Source organism: Salipaludibacillus daqingensis (assembly GCF_029891575.1).
GTDB lineage: Bacteria > Bacillota > Bacilli > Bacillales > Salisediminibacteriaceae > Salipaludibacillus > Salipaludibacillus daqingensis.
In genome coordinates this window covers 99486-120019 of sequence record NZ_JARZHF010000001.1, presented here as the reverse complement: position 1 = coordinate 120019, position 20534 = coordinate 99486, and the positions used below count along the sequence as shown (strand labels likewise).

Here is a 20534-nt window from a genome sequence, read left to right as displayed (position 1 = left end):
GTTTGTGTCATTCATTGTATAATATTAAAGTCACGAATTAAGAAAGTAAATGGGGTAACGAAAAAATGAAATCACTTTGGAATGTCATAGTAGAAAATCATATAAAAACTGTCATAACAATAACAATTATCGTAAATTTATTAATCGTATTACTATCTTTTATTCCTGGTTATGTCGGTGATCTACCTACGTGGATTAGTCGACTTCCTCTGATGAATGCGATATTAAATTCTTTTACGTTCTTGTTTTTACTTTTAGCATTGGTTGCAATATTAAAGCGTAATATTACGTTACACCAACGATTTATTTACGCAGCATTTACGACAACTAGCTTTTTTCTTATTTCTTATGTAACGTTTCATTTCATGGCTGAGTCGACCCCATATGGTGGAACAGGGGTTATTGTAGGTTTTTATTATTTTATTTTGATTACTCATATTATTTTGGCAGCAGCGATTGTTCCATTGGCCTTAATGAGTTTTTTTACTGGTTTTAAAGATATGAGAAGTACACACCGTAAATGGGTTCGATGGACGATGCCATTATGGCTGTATGTGAGTGCTACAGGCGTGTTGGTTTACGTCATGATTTCTCCATACTATACGTTTTAGAGAAAACCTTCAAAACCCTCTATATTGAGAGGATTTTGAAGGTTTTCTTTTACATGATAATCAAATCATAAGTGAAAACGCGAGTCATCTGATTCAAAAAAGGGGTGAAAGTGCTATTAAATTCCATTCTTATCTTTAGTTCCTTTATGAATAATTTAAGGAACATTTTAATTTGACTTTTAATTTTGTAAATAATCGATTAACTTTTAAATTTCCTTAGTAATATATCTCATATCTTGTTATATATTTGTACACCATATAAACAGGATGTTGATAGAGAAAGGGAGTTGAGATATGAGATCCGTTTATCGTTTAGCATTATTAAGTAGTATAGTACTTATAGTTGTAATAGCATTATGGTTTCGTTCTGAACACTTACAAAAAATGGCTTATCCAGACCAAGAAAGTTATGAAAGTCAAATGGCATTTAGTGAACAGCTAGCAGAAGATTTTGTAATGACAATAGAATTATTTATGGAACAAGTTAAACATGATTTGCGCGACTGGGATACATCTTTGTCAAAAGAAGAAAATGACCTTCAAAAACTTAAAGAAGAGTTAGTAAATCATGATCATATTGATGGCTTTGCAGCTTATGAGATGCCATCTAAAAACATGATTTTTGAAAAAGGCTCTATGCCTGAAGATGCATTAGATAAGCTACAAAAAAACACGTTAAAAGAAACGGACTCTTGGCAATACTCTGAACCTTATACTTCTCATGGTTCAAAAAAAATGTTAATAGGATTAGTAAATAGCGATAACGTATTTTTATCAGAAGTTGATTTAAGTTTTATTGAAAATTACATGAAAGAACTAGCTGCGATTTCTGATAATAATGGGAACTTTTTCATTGGAGATTCTGATATGGATGTGGCTTTTTCGGAAGAAGAAGCATCTATAGACGATCAAACTGTAACAAAACAAGTACAAGAATTAGATTGGTCTATTTATGTTTCTTCTGAACCTGAAATGAAAGAAAGAGAAGAAACGAAAAAAGGGGAAGTAATCGTTGTTTTAGAAGAAGGTATAAACGCAAAGAAATGGGCAAAAAAACATGGTGTGTTCGTAATTGACGAAACGGAACAGACCGTTGTTGTTCGGGATTTAACGAGAGACGTTGATGAGATGATCGTCGAATGGGAAGGTGATCCAGCAATAAAATATATGGAACCAAACTTCACATTTAAAAAGCAAACGACTACTCGAAAAAAAGAAAAATTTTCCTCTCAAGCCAATTTACCTAATGATGAATTTTATGATCTTTATCAATGGAATTTAAAGCAATTACACTTAGAAGAAGCATGGGATCAAACGAGAGGAAAACAAAAGGTTCCGGTAGCAATAATAGATAGTGGAGTCGATCCAGAACATAGAGATTTGAAAGATAGAATTATGAAGGGATACAATGCTTTTGAGGATAATGAAGCATATTATGATGATAATGGACATGGCACTCATGTGGCTGGAATATTTGGTGCTGTAACGAACAATGAGTCTGGAATCGCAGGGGTTACGTGGGACAATCCGATTCTTGCAGTAAAAGTATTAGATGATGAAGCGATGGGTGATTCATTTTCAATAGCTAAAGGAATTCGTTGGGCAACAGATAATGGTGCAAAAGTTATTAATTTAAGTTTAGGGGATGAGCACAATTCAGAAGTAATGCATGAAGCGGTGAAATACGCATACAATCGTGATGTTGTATTAATTGCAGCAACAGGAAATGATAATGTAGATACGCCAATGTACCCTGCCGGATATAAAGAAGTATTAGCAGTAGGATCGAATAATGAAAATCAAGAGAGAAGTTTTTATTCTAATTATGGAGCTCACACAGATGTAACAGCACCTGGAGAACACATTCCAAGTACATTCTTAGGGGATGAGTATGTCATGATGAGCGGCACATCGATGTCTTCCCCTCATGTGGCAGGAATAGCATCGTTAATCCGTTCGGAAGATCCTCAACTTTCTAATGAAGATGTATATGAAATCATACGTTTAACCGCAGAAGATCTCGGACCAAAAGGATATGACATTTATTATGGTTTTGGAATGGCTAATGCGAAAAAAGCATTGGGCGAGAATTAAGTGTGTTTACTTTTTATTCATGTTGAGGACTTGATATTGGGAATCTTGATACTCAATAATTAACTCGTCAAGTTCTTCTGATTTCTTTAAGGCAAGGTCTGAAGATAACCCATATTTATATACTACTTCTTCTAATTCTTTTCGTTTCAATTCAATGCATGTTGCATAAGTCATTTAATCAGCCCCTTCAAAAAAGACTATTTCGATTAATTATTATTCAAAATTCGACGAATAGATAGTCTTTCCCTTTAAAATGTCAAAAGTTCTTATCATACGCTAAAATTCGACACCTATTAATTAATTTTTATGAATAAAGGATGGTGACTATTTCATTTTTTTTTTGGAAATGATAGTTAGAAATAAGGTTTGTGCAACGAAAGTCTCGTATTTGTAGTGAAGTTGGGATTTCAAGGAGTAATAACTGGTTAAATTCGACAATTTTATGAAATGTGATTTATTTCATAAAAACGCTTTCCTTTTTTTGCACGCTAGGCTAAAATAGTATTGGAACATAAGTGAAGGAGGATGAATATATGGCAACACCAAAAGCCATCTTATTTGATTTAGATGGAGTCATTGTAGATACTGCTAAACATCATTTTCAAGCATGGAAACAACTAGCGAATGAACTAGGGTTTTCCTTTACTGAAGAAGATAATGAGCGTCTAAAAGGCGTTAGTAGGATGGACTCATTAAATATCCTACTCGAAATTGGTCAAATAGAAAAAAGCGAAACAGAAAAAAAAGAACTAGCCGCTAAAAAAAATGAACGATATGTAGATTCAATTTCTACCATGAATGAAACTGAAATTTTACCTGGCGTGGAACACTTTTTAAATGAACTAAAGAACAATAATATTCCATTTGCATTAGGATCCGCTAGTAAAAATGCTCCAACAATACTGAAAAAAATAGGTTTGTTTGAGAAATTTGACGCGATTATAGATGGGAATTCTATTACAAATGCTAAACCAGATCCGGAAGTATTTTTATTAGGAGCAAAAGAATTATCTGTAAATGCTAAAAGTTGTGTTGTTTTTGAAGATGCACAGTCAGGGATTGAAGCTGGAAAAGCAGCAGGAATGTATGTTGTTGGAGTTGGTGATTCCAGAGTTTTAAAAGGTGCTGACGATTACATTAAATCGATGGAAGAAATGACACTTGGACGTTTAGAAATTTGATTTTTTTTCAACATTAATGCAACCGATTGCACTTATAGAATTATTAAGAATGGAGGCTATAACAATGAAACAGTACTTGAAAGAACATGAGTGGTCCATTATTGAAGAAGGATTTAATCCTGAGAATCATGAAATTTCAGAAAGTATTTTCAGTATTGGTAATGGTCATATGGGTCAAAGAGCAAATTTTGAAGAAACTTACTCTGGTTCGTCTCTTCAAGGGAGTTACATGGCAGGGGTATATTACCCTGATAAAACGAGAGTAGGTTGGTGGAAAAACGGGTATCCTGAATACTTTGCGAAAGTATTAAACTCAACAAATTGGATTGGATTACACATTGTTATTGATGGTGAAGACCTCGATTTGTATCAAGCAGTGGTTAGTGATTTTGTTAGAGAACTTAATATGAGAGAAGGATATTTACAACGCTCATTTAAAGCAGAACTGAGAGATGGTAAACAAATCCGAGTAGAAGCGACACGTTTTATTAGTATTGTGGATAAAGAGATCGGAGCAATTAAATATGCGATCACACCATTAAATTTTGATGGCACATTAGAAGTGACCTCTTATCTAGATGGAGATATCAAAAACGAAGATGCTAACTATGATGAAAAATTTTGGGACCCTGTTCATACAACATTAAGTAGAGATCGTGCCTCTGTTATCGTAAAAACAAAAAAATTAAACTTTCAATATTGTTCAACGATGGAAACTCACTTTTATAAAAATGAGAAAAAACTCGACTTAGAAGGTGTTGGAAAAGAAGAAGTGAAATATGCAGGGGTTACTTATAATGCTCCGCTCGTTAAGTCTGAAACAACGACAATTTATAAATATGCTGCTAACGTCACGAATCGTGATCATGATGAACAACAGCTCGAAAAAATCTCTGCAAAAGAATTAGATAAGGCAGTGGAAAAAGGATTCGAGCAAATGAAGCAAGAACAAGCATCAGCTTGGAAAGAAAAGTGGCTTTATAGTGACATCGTCATTGAAGGTGATGTTGCAGCTCAACAAGGAATTCGCTTTAACATTTATCAGTTAAATCAAACATACTCTGGGGAAGATGCTCGTTTGAACATTGGTCCTAAAGGTTTTACTGGTGAAAAATACGGAGGTAGTACGTATTGGGATACGGAAGCGTATTGTTTACCTTTCTACTTAGCGACAGCAGAAGAAAGAATTCCACGGAATTTACTTATTTATCGATATAATCACTTGGAAAAAGCGAAAGAAAATGCCCGAAAGCTAGGATTCGAAAAAGGTGCATTATATCCAATGGTTACGATGAACGGGGAAGAATCTCACAATGAATGGGAAATTACGTTTGAAGAGATTCATCGTAATGGCGCAATTGCTTATGGAATATACAATTACGTTAATTATACCGGAGATAAATCTTACCTCGGTGAATATGGAATCGAAGTACTTGCAGAAATTTCTCGTTTTTGGGAAGAACGTGTCAACTTTGTTCCTCAAAAAGGCGTCTATATGATGTTAGGTGTGACAGGACCGAATGAATATGAAAATAATGTTCATAACAACTGGTACACAAACCGTATTGCAAGTTGGACGTTGGAATATACTCTTTACGTACTCGACTATTTGAAAGATACGGACAGTGAGAACTATCAGAAATGGATAGATAAGCTTGATCTTAAAGAGGAAGAAATGAAGAAATGGCTCGATATTATCGATAAAATGTATTATCCAGAAGACAAAGAATTAGGCGTTTTTCTTCAACAAGATAATTTCTTAGATAAAGAGCTGTTACCTGTTTCTGATTTGGATTCCAAACACCTCCCATTAAATCAAAATTGGTCTTGGGACCGTATTTTGCGCTCATGTTTTATTAAACAAGCAGATGTACTTCAAGGACTATATTTCTTAAACCACGAGTTTGATATAGAGACGAAAAAACGTAATTTCGATTTCTATGAGCCGATGACAGTTCATGAATCATCCTTGTCACCTTGTGTTCACTCCATTTTAGCTTGTGAACTAGGATATAAGGAAAAAGCGTATGAAATGTATTTACGTACAGCTCGTTTAGATCTGGACAATTATAATAACGATACAGAAGATGGTTGTCATACGACAAGCATGGCTGGAACGTGGATGTCTGTTGTACAAGGGTTTGGCGGAATGAAAATTTCCAATGACCAACTTGTATTAAATCCATTTATTCCAGGGCAATGGGCATCGTTCTCATTTAAAGTGCTTTTCCGTGGTGCTCGTTTAATGGTTCGTGTTGATCAAGAAGAAGTTACAGTTACAAATGAAACAGATTTATCCGTGGATATAGTCATTCATGGTGAACAGATGCAGCTTAAAGGAAATGAAAATATTACAGTTACACATTAATATAATAAAAAAAGTAGCTCCTGTCATTTAGGGGCTACTTTTTTTATACTTTAAGAATTTAACTCCGTTAAAGGGCTAAAGTAAAAAAACGAAGGCTTTCATCAGGACTGAGCGATAAGCTTTTCTAATTGGTATTTAAGCAAGATTAGCTATATGGAGTTTAAAGAAAATGACCTAATGAAGGTTTATTTTCTTCTTTTTCGATTTGTGTGTGACGATTATTTATTTACTATACATCATGTATAAAAAAGTGGCGTACATTTTTTGCTATATAGAGAATAGTCAGACTTCTTTCTTTGGAATACACTAATAGTAAGCGTTTTCACATTGGGGATAGTGGAAAGGAGGAATAAGGTTGGATAGTTATCTTATCAAGCCTTTTTTAGATCAAGATTATCCGGTAGCCGATTATGGCAAAGGAATATATTTGTACGATAAAAATGGAAATGAATATATCGATGGTTCATCTGGAGCCGTAACGGCAAGTATTGGCCATGGTGTTCTAGAAATTGCTGATGTTATGAAAGAGCAAGCGGAGAAGGTTTCATTTGTGTATAGATCTCAATTTACGAGTGAACCGGCAGAAAAATTAGCACACGCTTTGAAAGAATGGGCTCCAGGTGATGTAAATTGGAGCTTTTTCGTTAATAGTGGTTCAGAAGCAACGGAAACGGCGCTAAAGGTCGCGGTACAATATTGGCAAGAGAAGGGAAAACCTTCGAAAATTAAAGTGTTGTCTCGTTGGATGAGTTATCACGGAATTACACTCGGTGCTCTCTCTATGTCTGGGCATAGAGGTAGAAGGGAGCGGTTTACTTCTTTATTACAGGATTTCCCGTCCATTAATCCACCATATTGTTATAGGTGTCCTTTTCATCAAACATATCCAGACTGCCAGCTTATGTGTGCTCAAGAGTTGGAGACAGCAATAAACAGAGTAGGTGCCGATCAGATTGCTGCATTTATTGCCGAACCGGTGATTGGAGCAGCCGGTGCAGCTGTTGTTCCACCTGCAGGGTATTACGAAAAAATTCGAGAGATTTGTGATCGGCATGAGATTTTATTTATTGCGGATGAAGTGATGTGTGGGATTGGACGGACAGGAAAATCTTTTGCCATCGATCATTGGAATGTTGTACCTGACATGATTGCATTAGGAAAAGGATTAACGGGGGGATATGCACCTCTAGCGGCAACGATGATTAGCGATAAAGTAATGAAACCAATTTTAGCTGGATCAAAACTAATTATGAGTGGGCACACATATAGTGGTAATCCGCAGTCTACGGCAGTTGGTTTAGCAGTGTTAGATTATATCAACAAACATCAATTAGTGAAACGTTCCGAAATTATGGGTGAAATATTAATAGGGAAATTACAGGCTCTTCAGCAAAAATATCCGATCATTGGTGATGTTAGAGGATTAGGGCTAATGGTAGGTATAGAATTCGTTTCAAATATATTTAACAAACTTCCTTTTGCATCAGAAGTTAATGTATCAAAAACGGTGATTAACAAATGCATGGAGAAAGGTTTACTCGTGTATCCAGCATCTGCAGGGATAGAAGGAAATGCAGGAGATGCCATTCTCATTGCTCCCCCTTTAACGATTGAAAAGGAACAGTTAGAAAAAATTGTTCTTATTTTTGAGGAGGCAGTCCATGAATTGCAAGAGGAACTTCAATTCCAAGGATATTTTCAATCACTTGATGAGAGAGGAGGAGTCTCATGAATACACCAATGAAACAACAACCTAAACATAAAACGTGGAATCAAATCAGACCTTTATTCAAAAATGGGATGTCGCTAATGGTAGGGGGATTTGGTGGAGTAGGAAATCCACCTACGTTAATACGAACCATTTTAGAAGAACAGATTGAGGACATTTCAGTTATATGTAACGATGCTGGATTTCCTGATATAGGAATTGGTCAATTAGTAAGTGAGAAAAAAGTTGCTTCCTTATACACGAGTCATATCGGTTCCAATCCAAATGCGGGTCGCCAAATGACCGAGGGAACACTAGATGTTCACTTTTTTCCTCAAGGAACGCTAGCAGAAAAAATAAGAGCTGGTGGAGTTGGTCTTGGAGGTGTGTTTGTTGATGTGGGCGTAGGAAATGAATTTGTAGAAAAAGATAAGCAAACGGTAGTTATCAATGAGAAAACATATTTGGTTGAACCAAGTTTAACGGCAGATGTGTCGATTGTTTATGCTAAAAAAGCAGATTCATTTGGAAACTTGATCTACGATACGAGCGCTAGAAACACGAATCCACTTGTGGCTATGGCTGGAAATATTACGATTGCAGAAGTGGAGGAAATTGTTCCACTAGGCGAATTAGATCCTGAAGAAGTGGTGACATCAGGCGTTTTTGTTGATCATATCGTAGTAAGTGAGGGGGTTGATTGGTCATGGGCATGGGAAAAGAAATAAGGCATAAAATTGCCGAAAGGGCAGCACAAGAAATTGAAGCTGGCATGGTTGTTAATTTAGGTATTGGAATTCCTACTCTTGTGGCTAATTACGTTCGTGATTTACCAGTGATGTTTCATGCTGAAAATGGAATATTAGGAACGGGCCCAAGCCCAGAAGAAGGAAAAGAAAATCCAAATCTTTGTAACGCTGGTGGTTTTCCTATTACAGCATCACCTGGATCATCTTATTTCGATAGTGGCGTCGCTTTTGCTATCGTTAGACGTGGGTTGTTAGATATGACGATCATGGGGGCTTTAGAAGTAAGTGAACGAGGGGATTTAGCCAATTGGATTGTTCCAGGTAAACGAGTACCAGGAATGGGTGGAGCGTTAGAGTTAGCTCAAAAAGCTAAAAAAGTTGTGATTTTAATGAACCATGTTGGAAAAGACGGAAAGCCTAAAATCGTAAAACAATGTTCCTTGCCGTTAACAGCAGAAGCGTGTGTTCATCTTGTTATCACAGACATGGCTGTTGTTGCAGTAGAAAAAGACGGGCTTGTCCTAAAAGAAGTGTTTGAACCATATTCTGTTGAAGAAGTAAAAGAAAATACAGGGGCATCCTTTGTTAGGATTGATAAGCTCGTGAAAGAGGGGAATCGTTTGTGATAAATCAAGGTGAACAAGTAAAAAAAATTAATAAGTGGATGATGGACCATGAACAGGAACTTATTTTGCAGTTGCAACAAATGATCCAAGAACCATCTGTTCAGTTAAACGAAAGTGGGATTCAAAAAAAAGTAGCTCAATCACTTAAAAACCTTGGCTTTAAAGTGGATATGTGGGAACCGGGTGGAACTAAATTAACGGAACATGATGCTTTTATATCAAGTCGAGAAAACTTTGAAGGAAGTCCGAATGTTGTTGGTGTCCTTAAAGGAACGGGCGGTGGAAAATCGATCGTGTTAAACGGGCACGTGGACGTTGTTCCAGAAGGCGATATCACCGATTGGGATGAGAACCCTTTTGCGGGGTCATTGAAAGAGGGATGTATTTATGGGAGAGGAGCAACGGATATGAAGGGAGGCAATGTTGCCATGTTATTTGCCCTTCAAGCGATTAAATCTCTCGCGATTCCAATGAAGGGTGACGTTGTTTTTCATAGTGTTATAGAAGAAGAAAGTGGAGGTGCAGGAACGTTAGCGGCCATTTTAAAAGGTTATACAGCAGATGCCGCCTTGATCCCTGAACCAACAAACATGAAAATATTTCCGAAACAGCAAGGATCTATGTGGTTTAGGTTACTCATCAAAGGAAAATCAGCTCATGGTGGGATGAGTTACGAAGGAGTTAATGCGATCGTAAAAACGCAGAAAGTACTTACTGTCCTTGAACAATTAGAAAAGATTCGAAATGCAAGGGTTACGGATCCTCTCTATTCCCAAGCCCCGATTCCTTTACCAATAAACGTCGGTGTTATCGAAGGTGGTGGATGGCCATCTTCTGTGCCTGATTTAGTAAAAGTCGAAGGACGGATTGGCTTTTCTGATGAAGAAACGGTGAAAGAAGTTCAAGCAGAATTTCAAGAAGCGATTCGTACATTAGAGGACGCGGATGACTGGTTTAAACAACATCCTGTCGATGTAGAATGGTATGGTGCAAGATGGTTACCGGGATCCATCGATGCGGACCATGCTTTTATGAACATTCTTACGGATCAGTTTGAACAAGTGATTGGTCATTCACCACAAATCGAAGCAGCTCCTTGGGGAACGGATGGTGGATTGTTGACGGCGGTTGGAAATATTCCTTCGGTTGTATTCGGTCCAGGAGTTACGAAAATGGCACATCAAGCGAATGAATACATTGAAATCAAAAACGTTCGCCAATGTGCTGAAGTCATTGCAGGTACGTTAATAAAATGGTGTAACGTTGAGGAGGAGAAAGCATGAAAGAAATAAAACACCAGCAAAATGCTTTTCAGATTCCAGGGCCTGTTGGAGAGAAATTATTAGATAGACGGAATAAACATATTCCTAAAGGACCATTTAACACAGCTCAGACATTTGCTGCAAACGCAGATGGAGCGATAGTTACTGATGTGGATGGTCAAGAATTTATCGACTTTGCTGGAGCAATTGGATCTTTAAATGCAGGTCATTGTCCACCTAAAGTAGTGAAAGCGTTGAAAGATCAAATCGAAAAATTCCTTCATCCGTGTTTTCATGTGATGATGTATGAATCTTATATAGAATTAGCTGAAAAACTCAATCACTATACTCCAGGAGATCATCACAAGAAAACATTTTTTTTGAACAGTGGAGCAGAGGCAGTAGAAAATGCTGTGAAAATAGCGCGGAAATTTACGGGAAGGAAAGCGATCCTTTCATTTGAAAGAGGATTTCATGGAAGGACGTACATGGCTATGTCCCTCACAAGTAAAGTGAAACCTTATAAATATCAGTTTGGACCTTTCGTAGCGGATACTTATAAAATGAGCTATCCGTATTATTATCGCAAACCTGATGGGATGACAGATGAAGAAGTTGATAATGAATGTATTCGCCGTTTAAAAACATTTTTCTTATCTGAAGTATCTGCTGATGAAACTGCTGCTGTGATCATGGAACCTGTTCAAGGTGAAGGAGGATTTGTCGTACCTAGTAAACGTTTTATAAAACAAGTGAAGGAAATTTGCGATGAGCATGGAATTCTATTTATAGCGGATGAAGTGCAATCAGGCTTTGGTAGAACAGGGACATTATTTGCATCTGAGCAGTTTGATATTATTCCTGATATGATGACGATGTCAAAATCAATCGCGGCAGGACTACCTATAAGCGCTGTAACAGGAAGAGCAGAAATCATGGATTCACCCGGTATCGGAGAAATCGGTGGAACATACGGAGGCAGCCCGTTAGGTTGTGTCGCCGCTAATGAAGTGATGGACATGATGATTGAAGAAAATTTACCAGAAAGAGCAAATCAAATTGGAAAACAAGTGCGAGAACGTTTCCTTAAGATGCAAGATCGCTTTGAAGAAATAGGTGATGTCCGTGGTTTAGGTGCCATGATGGCGATGGAATTAGTCACAAATCGCGAGACCAAAGAACCTAATAAACAACTTACGCAGCAGTTGATTCAAGGTTGTATAAAACGGGGATTGCTTATCATGGGAGCAGGCTTATATGGAAATGTGATCCGAATCCTTTCGCCACTTGTGATTACAGATGAACAATTGCATGCCGGGTTAGGTATACTGGAGTCAGTAATGGAAGATCATGGTACAAAAAGAAGGTGAGGCGTTATACATGAGAAAAAAATTGTTTATTGGTGGAGAATGGGTTGAAGCATCACATGTGCAAGACCTATATTCCCCTTTTGATGGACAAAAAATTGCGGAAATTCCTCTAGCAACTATTCAAGAGGTTGACGCAGCTATTGATACAGCGAAAAAAAATAAAAAAGTAATGAAAAAAATGCCTGCACACGAACGAGCAGATATTTTAGATAACGTTGCAAGATTAATTGCACAAAATCGAGAAGAGTGTGCACGAATTATCGCTACAGAAGCTGCTAAACCGATTCAAACGGCTAGAGGTGAAGTGGCAAGAACAATCATGACCTATAAATTTGCAAGCGAAGAAGCTAGAAGGTTACCAACAGAAGTAGTCAATATGGATGCGGCACCTGGTGGGGAGAATCGTACGTCCTATACGAGACGAGAGCCGACTGGCATAGTTGCAGCAATCACCCCTTTTAATTTTCCGATGAATTTAGTTGCTCATAAACTGGGACCGGCCATTGCAAGCGGCAACCCGGTTGTTTTAAAACCTGCTTCTCAGACGCCACTATCTGCTTATTTCATCGCCGATATTTTTGATAAAGCTGGATTACCTAAAGGAGCATTAAACGTCGTGACAGGTAAAGGGAGCACAATCGGTGATGCGTTAGTGACAGATGAGCGAATCGGTGTCATCACGTTTACTGGAAGTCCTGAGGTAGGCATAGGTATAAGAAATAAAGCAGGATTGAAAAAAGTTACTTTGGAACTAGGATCAAATTCAGCGGTTATCATTGATAAGGATGTAGATATTGATGGGATGGTCGAACGACTTGTTCAAGGGGCATTTGCTTTTCAAGGCCAAGTTTGCATTTCTGTTCAACGCATCTATGTTCACGAATCAAAAAAACGTGAATTATTAAAAAAGATGAAAGAGACATTGAAAAAATGGGTAATTGGAGATCCTCTTGATGATGCAACCCAATTATCTGCGTTAATATCTGAATCGGAAAAAAATCGTGTGTTATCTTGGATCCAAGAAGCAGTCGATCAAGGTGCTCGCATCGTTACAGGTGGGGAAGAGGAAGGTATGATTATAAAACCGACAGTTCTTGAAAATGTTGATTCATCGATGAAAGTTTCCTGTGGGGAAGTTTTTGGACCAGTAGTAATTGTTGATACGTTTGATGATTGGCAACAAGCGATTGATCTCGTCAATGATTCGGATTACGGTTTACAAGCAGGGGTTTATACGAATAATATGAAACATGCCTTCACTGCATCGGAGGAACTAGAAGTTGGCGGCGTCATGATCAATGACTTTCCTACTTTCCGAGTTGACCATATGCCGTATGGTGGTGTGAAGCAAAGCGGGACTGGACGCGAAGGTATCAAGTACGCTATTGAAGAGATGACTGAAATCAAACTCGTTTGCTTTAATCATAACTAGGTAATTAAGCTAAGCGGGGATGGGTACGAGAGGTATAGCGACATTCGTGCGTAGGGTTTTCAAGCGAAGGGAAGTAAACGGGTATGATAGTGCCCGACGAGTGAGCGGTCCGTCGATGAAAGGAACTATAAGAGCAAGATAGTTCCTTTCAGTCGCTACCAGCCGAGCGAAAGGAAGTAAACGAGTGGTATAGTACCTTACGATTCGTGCTAGGGGGATCAATCGTAGCGAGTGTCTCGAAAGCACAAGTACCGGGACGCTCATTAAGGTGGAACATCCAGAGTGTCCTAAATGATAGGAGGAACACAGCGAATGAAAGAAACATGGGACAAAGATTCATGGAATGAGCGGCTAGTTGCTTATTTACCCGTCGTATCAGAAGAAAATATTGCTAGATTACAAAAAGAAAAACAAGCCAAAGAATACAGTAAATTGATTGTTTATACGACAAATGACGAAAGAAATAAACTAATCTCTCTAGACTTTCATCATGAAGCAAATATGTCTGGTTTTTTTAATGGAAAGAAAGCCGAAATATTTACGTGGTTTTCCAAAGAAACGCGACAGAATTCAACTTCCAACACGGAAAATCAGTCTGTATTAAAGATCGTTGAGACAGATCAAACAACACCTTCAGAAACGTGGAGTAATATCTCATTCATTCATCTTAAAGAAAGCAATGAAAAACATTTTAAACCGCTATCTAAACTATATCAAAAAGTATTTGATGTCTATCCTACAAATATTTTTGACCCAGAGTATATTAAAAAAGCAGTGGCAACAGAATATACGTTTGTCTTGGCAGTGAACGAAAACGGAGAAATAATTGGCTCAGCATCTGCGATGAAAACAGGTTACGCTAGTGCTGAAATAACAGACTGTGCCGTAGACCCAACCTATCGAGGGAAAAATATTTTACACGGAATTATTATGAACTTGGAAGATCAACTCATGAAAGATGGAATATCAAATGTGTTTTCGATAACACGGGCAAAATCTGTAGGCATGAATATGACGATAAAACGTTTGTGCTATAAGTTTGAGGGGACTTTAGTGAATAATTGTAAAATTTCGTCGGGGTATGAAGATATGAATATATGGACGAAAGAATTAGCTACATAAACGCTTATAGTCTCATAAACTAAAACACATTAGCCTAAATTAAAACGCTTGCGCCATTTGTTTGGCGCAAGCGTTTTTCACATTATCTAATCATTCATTGCAAAATAATTTTTCTTAAGCAATGTTGGTTGATCCATCAATTCTTTAAAAGTGAAACTAGAGCCTAGTTTTTTTGTATCAATTAACATAAAATGATTTTCTAATTCTGTAATTTGTTCTTCTTCGATATAGATAATCGTACAATCTGGACAGTTGATAGAAGGTACTTCTTTAATTTCAACTGCTCTTGTACCATCTGGTAACTCCCAATATGCTGATTCAAGTGACTCTAATGCTCTATCAGATTTACACCATTTGCACTGCATGTGAAACATCCTCCTTGAAGCTATACTTCTTCTTTTTGATATTTTTTCTGCTCTTTCGCAAATTTCTTCTCAACCATTTCATCTCGCTTAGAACGACGGTTTTTCAATGTTTCATGGCTTTCATCATCTGCATAATTGGAACGTCGATCCAAACGCTGTATTCCTTCAGGGACCAAATTAAACTCTTCATCATTCATGAGAGCTGACACTCCAACTCGTTTGGTTGCTTTTTTCTCATAATAATTGTAAAAGTATTCGTCTGCCGTACCAGGGGTATAAAATTTCGGTTCAGGATATGTCGTAATAACACCTTCAAAGTTACGAAGAACCACCTTATCAGGACTTTGAGAAATGAGATAGTTCGGTTGTAGAGTAATTTTACCTCCGCCTCCTGGGGCGTCAACGACAAATTGCGGCACAGCATACCCAGATGTATGGCCACGAAGACCTTCGATAATCTCTAGCCCTTTAGAGACCGGTGTGCGGAAATGACCAATTCCTTCTGATAGATCACATTGATAAATATAATAAGGACGGCAGCGTATTTTTACGAGGTCATGACAAAGTTTTTTCATAATCTCTACGCTATCATTAATACCAGCTAAAATAACTGCTTGATTTCCAACAGGAACCCCTGCATTTGCGAGCATTTCAACTGCTTTCTTAGATTCCTCGGTAATTTCAAGAGACGTATTAAAGTGCGTATTGACCCAAACCGGGTGGTATTTCTTTAACATGTTACACAAGTTCTCCGTAATACGCTGTGGAAAAACAACGGGAGCTCTTGTGCCAATGCGAATAATTTCCACATGATCAATCTCGCGTAAATTTTTTAAAACGTATTCCAATATTTGGTCATTAATTAATAATCCATCTCCACCAGAAATTAAGACATCCCGAACTTCAGGTGTTTGTCGGATATATTCAATCGCTCCATCTAACTGTTTTTTCGGAACACCCATGCCAATTTGGCCAGAAAACCTTCGACGTGTGCAATAGCGACAGTACATAGAGCACTGATTAGTGACGAGAAATAACACGCGGTCTGGGTAACGATGCGTCAATCCAGGCACGGGAGAATCCTCGTCTTCAAATAATGGATCTTCAAGATCATATTTTGTTTTTTGAATTTCAGCAGAAACAGGAACCGATTGCATACGTATCGGGCACCTTGGATCATCAGGATTCATTAGCGAAGCATAATAAGGTGTGATATTTAAGGGAATCGTTTTTGTTGATATTTTCACGCCTTCTTCTTCATCAGGTGTTAAATGAACAACTTTCTTTAAATCTTCTAGGGTCCGAATCGTATTTGTTAATTGCCAAATCCAATCATTCCACTGTTCATCTGTAACGTCTTTCCATAAGTCAATTTCTTTCCAATGCCGTTTCGGTTTGTATAAATCAAATTTCATCTAAAGCGCCTCCTTGGAATGAATGATTCTCATTTATAATATATGCAAGAAGTGTGCCAAATCATTTCTTCCTAAAAAAAACATGGAATCAACCTTTTTCAAATAAACTAGAAAAGAGAGTGCCGGAAATCTGGCACTCTCTTAAATAATCTCGTATTTTTGAAGTTTGTATTGCAACGTTTGTCTTGGAATTCCAAGTTTTTTTGCTGTACGTAAAATATTATGGTTTTCTTGATCAAACATCTTTATTACGACGTTTTTTTCATATTCTTCCACGGTATGTTTTAATCCGTGTTGCTCCACTTCAGGAAGGTTTGCCTGCTCCACGAAGTCAGCTAAGTACGAAGGGAAATGTTCTAGGGAAAGTTTGGAAGAGTCAGTCATATTCATTGCTGATTCAATCGCATGACGCAGTTCGCGAATATTACCAGGCCAGTCATATCTTCGAAGAGAAGTCAGCGCATCTTTTTCAACTCCTTGCACGTTTAACTGGAATTTTTGATTAAACGATTGAATAAAAGCATCGATTAAAATTGGTAAATCACTAATTCGTTCTCTAAGTGGGGGAATGGAAAGAGAAACGACATTCAATCGATAGTATAGATCTTTTCGTAACAATTCTTTTTTTAGTAATTTTTCTGGAGGTTCATTGGTCGCCGTGATAATTCTTACATCCGTCTGTACGGCTTTATGAGAACCGATCCTTCTAATAACGCCATCCTCTAATACTCTCAACATTTTTGCTTGCAGATCAAAGGGAAGGGTATGAATTTCATCTAAAAATAATGTGCCACCGTGTGCTAATTCAAATAACCCTTCTTTATTTTCTGCGCCAGTAAAGCTTCCTTTTATCGTACCAAATAAGACGCTTTCCAATAAGGTTGGGGGAATAGCAGCACAGTTTTGCGAAATAAATGGTCCTTTTGATTGTTTGGAATGGTGGTGAATGCCTTGAACCAAAAGTTCCTTCCCAGTTCCAGTTTCCCCATAAACCATTATTGGGGAAGTGGTTTTTGACACGCGTTTAGCACGAGTAATTATTTTTTTCATAGAAGGGTGATCTGTTAAAATATCATGAAATTGGTATATCGTACTGTATTTACTAATACTCTTAGGTTTTTCCAAGCGTTTATCCATTTTCGTTTGTAATTCAATTAATTTATTAGAAAGGTCTTTCACTCTAGAAAAATCTTTCGCAATTTCCACTGCTCCATACAATTGTTGATGGACGATGATTGGAATGGTTGTATTTACGGTATCAATTAATTTCCCCTCTACATTGCGGTATGTTTGGTGTTGATTGTAAATTGGAACACCTGATTTTATCACTTTTAACATCGTACTTGTTTCTGTTGTTAGTGATGGGAATACATCAAGTAAAGGTTTCCCGATGACATTTTCTACATCCATCCCATCATGGTCAGCGGCTATTTCGTTGTAATAAATCGTCTTTCCATATTTATCAATGACATGAATACCTTCATCAATGCTTTTTAAGATCGCTTTTAGCATTTCATTTGTATCAGCATGTGCTGCAAACATCGGCTCACCTCTATTTATGCCGGAATCTTGTCATAGGTGCTGAAAATTCGGCAGTTTTCTTTAGTTTACTAGTTTGATTGAGGAAAAGCAATTGTATTGGGATAATCTTGAAATGTAACTAACAATCTACTAGAGACATGGGTGACTCAATTATTTACCATGTAAACTATGGTTTTGTTAAGATTAAAAGGAGGCTTTATTGTTGTTATGAAGAAAATAGTTGTTATCAGTGCTTTAGCAGGAATGATTTTATTTACATCTCAAGAAGATGCTTCTGCATCAACATATCAAGTGAATCATGGTGATAGTCTTTGGAAAATAGCAAATAAACATAATGTCACTGTTTCCCAATTAAAAGAGTGGAATGGACTTTCTGGATCTTTGATTTATCCAGGACAAACGTTTAAGGTAGGTAACTCGGTGTCACAAGTGTCTACCTTCACTGCAGAAGAAAAAGAGGTACTAGCTCGCCTTGTTCATGCTGAGGCAAAAGGGGAGTCTTATAAAGGAAAAGTAGCTGTAGCATCGGTTGTGTTAAATAGAGTGAGACACAATGATTTTCCAACATCTGTTTGGGGCGTAATATATGAGACATATAGCTCAGGAAACGTTTATGCATTTGAACCTGTGCAAAACGGTGAAATCAGACACTATGCAGATGCTGATTCGGTAAAAGCAGTGGAAGATGCAGTGAACGGCTATGATCCAACGAATGGTGCTGTATATTTCTTTAATCCAGATACAGCTACATCAACTTGGGTCAACCAGCTAACTATCAGTCAACGCATTGGCAATCACGTCTTTGCCAAGTAATTCAATTATATTCGTGTCACAGGACACCATACAAGGAAGTCCCCCGGTGGTTTCAATCATACATCCGGGGGACTTTTTTTAGGCGTCATCAATTGTTGATAAATCTCCAGCAGGTTCGTTTAATTCCCATGCTTTTAACACGCGACGCATGATTTTTCCACTCCGTGTTTTAGGAAGCTTTTCTTTGAATTCAATTTCCTTAGGAACAGCATGAGCAGAAAGTTCAGATTTGATAAAATGTTTAATGTCTGCAATTAACTTTTCTGAGTTCTCATAGCCTGGATTCAGAGAAATGAACGCTTTGATAATGTGCCCACGCATTTCATCCGGTTTTCCAATCACACCTGCTTCAGAGACCGCAGGGTGTTCTAACAATTTACTTTCAATTTCAAAAGGACCAACACGCTCTCCCGCTGTCATAATCACATCGTCATTACGACCTTGGAACCAGAAGTAACCTTCCTCATCCACATATGCCGTGTCGCCGGATACATACCAACCAGGAATAGAAAAATACTCTTTGAATTTCGGTTCGTTTTTCCAAATTTTTCTCATTTGAGCAGGCCATCCTGCTTGAATGGCTAAGTTCCCCATTTCATAAGGGGCTAGTTCTTTTCCGTTATTATCAATGATTGCGGCATGAATACCTGGGAAAGGACGACCCATAGAACCAGGTTTAATCGGTTCACTTAAATAGTTACAAATAAGCATACCGCCTGTTTCTGTCATCCACCACGTATCGTGGATTCGGTGATGGAATACGTCCCAACCCCAACGAACAACTTCAGGGTTGAGTGGTTCGCCAACACTTAAAATATGACGTAACGAACTTAGGTCGTATTTAGTAAGAATCTCTTTTGGCGCTGCCATCAGCATTCTGAAAGCAGTTGGCGCACTGTACCAAATGGTTACGTTATTTTTTTCGATCGTGTCATACCAGTCATCTGGAGAGAAACGTCCTCCACGAATGACATTCGTTACACCGTTAAGCCATGGTCCAAAAATACCGTAGGAAGTTCCAGTAACCCAACCAGGGTCAGCGGTACACCAATATATATCATCTTCTCGTAAATCAAGGACCCATTTAGCCGTTTGGTAGTGCTGGATCATCGCATTGTGAACGTGATAGACCCCTTTAGGTTTTCCAGTTGACCCAGAAGTGTAATGGAGGATCATTCCGTCTTCTAGATCGACCCATTCAATCGCTGAATCATCTGTTGGTGACGCTTTCATTTCTTCAAAATAAGAATAGAAAGGACCGTCTGTTTGAACTTGATCACCTACAAGAATAATTTTTTCTAAATGTGGGAGCTCGTCATAAGGAATACGAGAAACAAGATCAGGAGTTGTCACGATCATCTTTGCCTCGCTATCTTCTAATCTACTCTTCACAGCTTCCTTCATGAATGCTTCAAATAGAGGACCAGTGACAGCACCCATTTTAATAGCACCGAGCAGTGCTACATATAATTCTGGAGAACGAGGCATGAAAATAAACACACGGTCTCCTTTTTTTACATTTAATCTCCGAAACATGTGAGCTGCTTGGTTTGTCTCTTTCTTTAGCTGTGAAAAAGTATACGTTTCTTTTCTCGACGCATCGGAATAAAGCAGCGCGGTTTTTTCTCCGTTTCCATCTTTCACATGCCGATCAATACATTCATAAGCTGCATTTACATTTCCTGTTTTAGACCAACTGAAAACGTCCTTAACTTCCTCCCATTTAAAAGATTTTTTTGCTTCCTCATAATTGGCTAATTGGTACGTTTCTTGTTTTGGTTTCAAGATTTCCATACATGCCACCTCCAATAAATGCCTTGGTACGATATATGATTATCATATACTTAATATTTTGAAATTTCAAACGGTAATTACA

17 protein-coding genes are annotated in these 20534 nt (G+C 37.8%); 12 read left to right on the top strand and 5 right to left on the bottom strand.

What is annotated here, in order from left to right:
* Nucleotides 1-65 precede the first annotated feature (65 nt).
* Nucleotides 66-611, top strand: coding sequence for a DUF420 domain-containing protein (locus tag QDN89_RS00605; RefSeq protein ID WP_280768139.1), 546 nt, complete (start codon nt 66-68; stop codon nt 609-611).
* Nucleotides 612-905: 294 nt separating this feature from the next.
* Nucleotides 906-2705, top strand: a complete 1800-nt coding sequence (locus QDN89_RS00600; protein ID WP_280768138.1) for a S8 family peptidase — start codon at nt 906-908, stop codon at nt 2703-2705.
* 6 nt (nt 2706-2711) lie between these two features.
* Here the strand turns inward: QDN89_RS00600 and QDN89_RS00595 are convergent, their stop codons facing one another.
* A complete protein-coding gene (locus tag QDN89_RS00595) occupies nt 2712-2879 on the bottom strand; it encodes an aspartyl-phosphate phosphatase Spo0E family protein (RefSeq protein ID WP_280768137.1) in 168 nt (55 codons plus the stop codon).
* A gap of 359 nt (nt 2880-3238) precedes the next feature.
* Between QDN89_RS00595 and pgmB the strand changes: the two genes are divergently transcribed.
* From pgmB to ablB, 9 genes are all read left to right on the top strand, one after another.
* Nucleotides 3239-3886 carry a beta-phosphoglucomutase gene (pgmB, locus tag QDN89_RS00590; protein WP_280768136.1) on the top strand — a complete coding sequence of 216 codons (648 nt, stop codon included), beginning with the start codon at nt 3239-3241 and terminating at the stop codon, nt 3884-3886.
* Nucleotides 3887-3950: 64 nt separating this feature from the next.
* Nucleotides 3951-6254 (top strand): glycoside hydrolase family 65 protein, encoded by a 2304-nt coding sequence (locus QDN89_RS00585; RefSeq protein ID WP_280768135.1) that lies wholly within the window; start codon nt 3951-3953, stop codon nt 6252-6254.
* Nucleotides 6255-6609: 355 nt separating this feature from the next.
* On the top strand, nt 6610-7986 hold the full coding sequence (locus QDN89_RS00580; protein WP_280768134.1) for an aspartate aminotransferase family protein: 1377 nt from the start codon (nt 6610-6612) through the stop codon (nt 7984-7986).
* Nucleotides 7987-7994: 8 nt separating this feature from the next.
* Complete coding sequence (locus QDN89_RS00575; protein ID WP_280768792.1) at nt 7995-8690, top strand: CoA transferase subunit A; 696 nt, start codon at nt 7995-7997, stop codon at nt 8688-8690.
* A complete protein-coding gene (locus QDN89_RS00570; protein WP_280768133.1) occupies nt 8669-9337 on the top strand; it encodes a 3-oxoacid CoA-transferase subunit B in 669 nt (222 codons plus the stop codon). Before QDN89_RS00575 ends, QDN89_RS00570 begins: the two co-directional genes overlap by 22 nt.
* Nucleotides 9337-10620: a peptidase gene (locus tag QDN89_RS00565; RefSeq protein ID WP_280768791.1), complete on the top strand. Its 1284-nt coding sequence runs from the start codon at nt 9337-9339 to the stop codon at nt 10618-10620. Before QDN89_RS00570 ends, QDN89_RS00565 begins: the two co-directional genes overlap by 1 nt.
* Nucleotides 10617-11969 (top strand): 4-aminobutyrate--2-oxoglutarate transaminase, encoded by a 1353-nt coding sequence (gene gabT / locus QDN89_RS00560; protein ID WP_280768132.1) that lies wholly within the window; start codon nt 10617-10619, stop codon nt 11967-11969. The genes QDN89_RS00565 and gabT overlap by 4 nt, the downstream gene beginning before the upstream one ends.
* Before the next feature lie 10 nt (nt 11970-11979).
* Nucleotides 11980-13401 (top strand): aldehyde dehydrogenase family protein, encoded by a 1422-nt coding sequence (locus QDN89_RS00555; RefSeq protein WP_280768131.1) that lies wholly within the window; start codon nt 11980-11982, stop codon nt 13399-13401.
* Between the two features lie 312 nt (nt 13402-13713).
* Nucleotides 13714-14523 (top strand): putative beta-lysine N-acetyltransferase, encoded by an 810-nt coding sequence (gene ablB, locus QDN89_RS00550; RefSeq protein WP_280768130.1) that lies wholly within the window; start codon nt 13714-13716, stop codon nt 14521-14523.
* Nucleotides 14524-14609: 86 nt separating this feature from the next.
* On the opposite strand, the gene QDN89_RS00545 is transcribed toward ablB, so the two are convergent.
* The 3 genes from QDN89_RS00545 to QDN89_RS00535 all read right to left on the bottom strand — a co-directional run bounded on the left by QDN89_RS00545 (nt 14610) and on the right by QDN89_RS00535 (nt 17845).
* On the bottom strand, nt 14610-14888 hold the full coding sequence (locus tag QDN89_RS00545) for a YokU family protein (RefSeq protein ID WP_280768129.1): 279 nt from the start codon (nt 14886-14888) through the stop codon (nt 14610-14612).
* 20 nt (nt 14889-14908) lie between these two features.
* Nucleotides 14909-16303 carry a lysine 2,3-aminomutase gene (kamA, locus tag QDN89_RS00540; protein ID WP_280768128.1) on the bottom strand — a complete coding sequence of 465 codons (1395 nt, stop codon included), beginning with the start codon at nt 16301-16303 and terminating at the stop codon, nt 14909-14911.
* Nucleotides 16304-16444: 141 nt separating this feature from the next.
* Nucleotides 16445-17845, bottom strand: a complete 1401-nt coding sequence (locus QDN89_RS00535; protein WP_280768127.1) for a sigma-54 interaction domain-containing protein — start codon at nt 17843-17845, stop codon at nt 16445-16447.
* A gap of 207 nt (nt 17846-18052) precedes the next feature.
* Between QDN89_RS00535 and QDN89_RS00530 the strand changes: the two genes are divergently transcribed.
* On the top strand, nt 18053-18658 hold the full coding sequence (locus tag QDN89_RS00530; protein WP_280768126.1) for a cell wall hydrolase: 606 nt from the start codon (nt 18053-18055) through the stop codon (nt 18656-18658).
* Nucleotides 18659-18736: 78 nt separating this feature from the next.
* Here the strand turns inward: QDN89_RS00530 and acsA are convergent, their stop codons facing one another.
* The gene (gene acsA, locus QDN89_RS00525) at nt 18737-20452 is read right to left on the bottom strand and encodes an acetate--CoA ligase (protein ID WP_280768125.1); all 1716 of its coding nucleotides are present in this window, start codon (nt 20450-20452) and stop codon (nt 18737-18739) included.
* Nucleotides 20453-20534 lie beyond the last annotated feature (82 nt).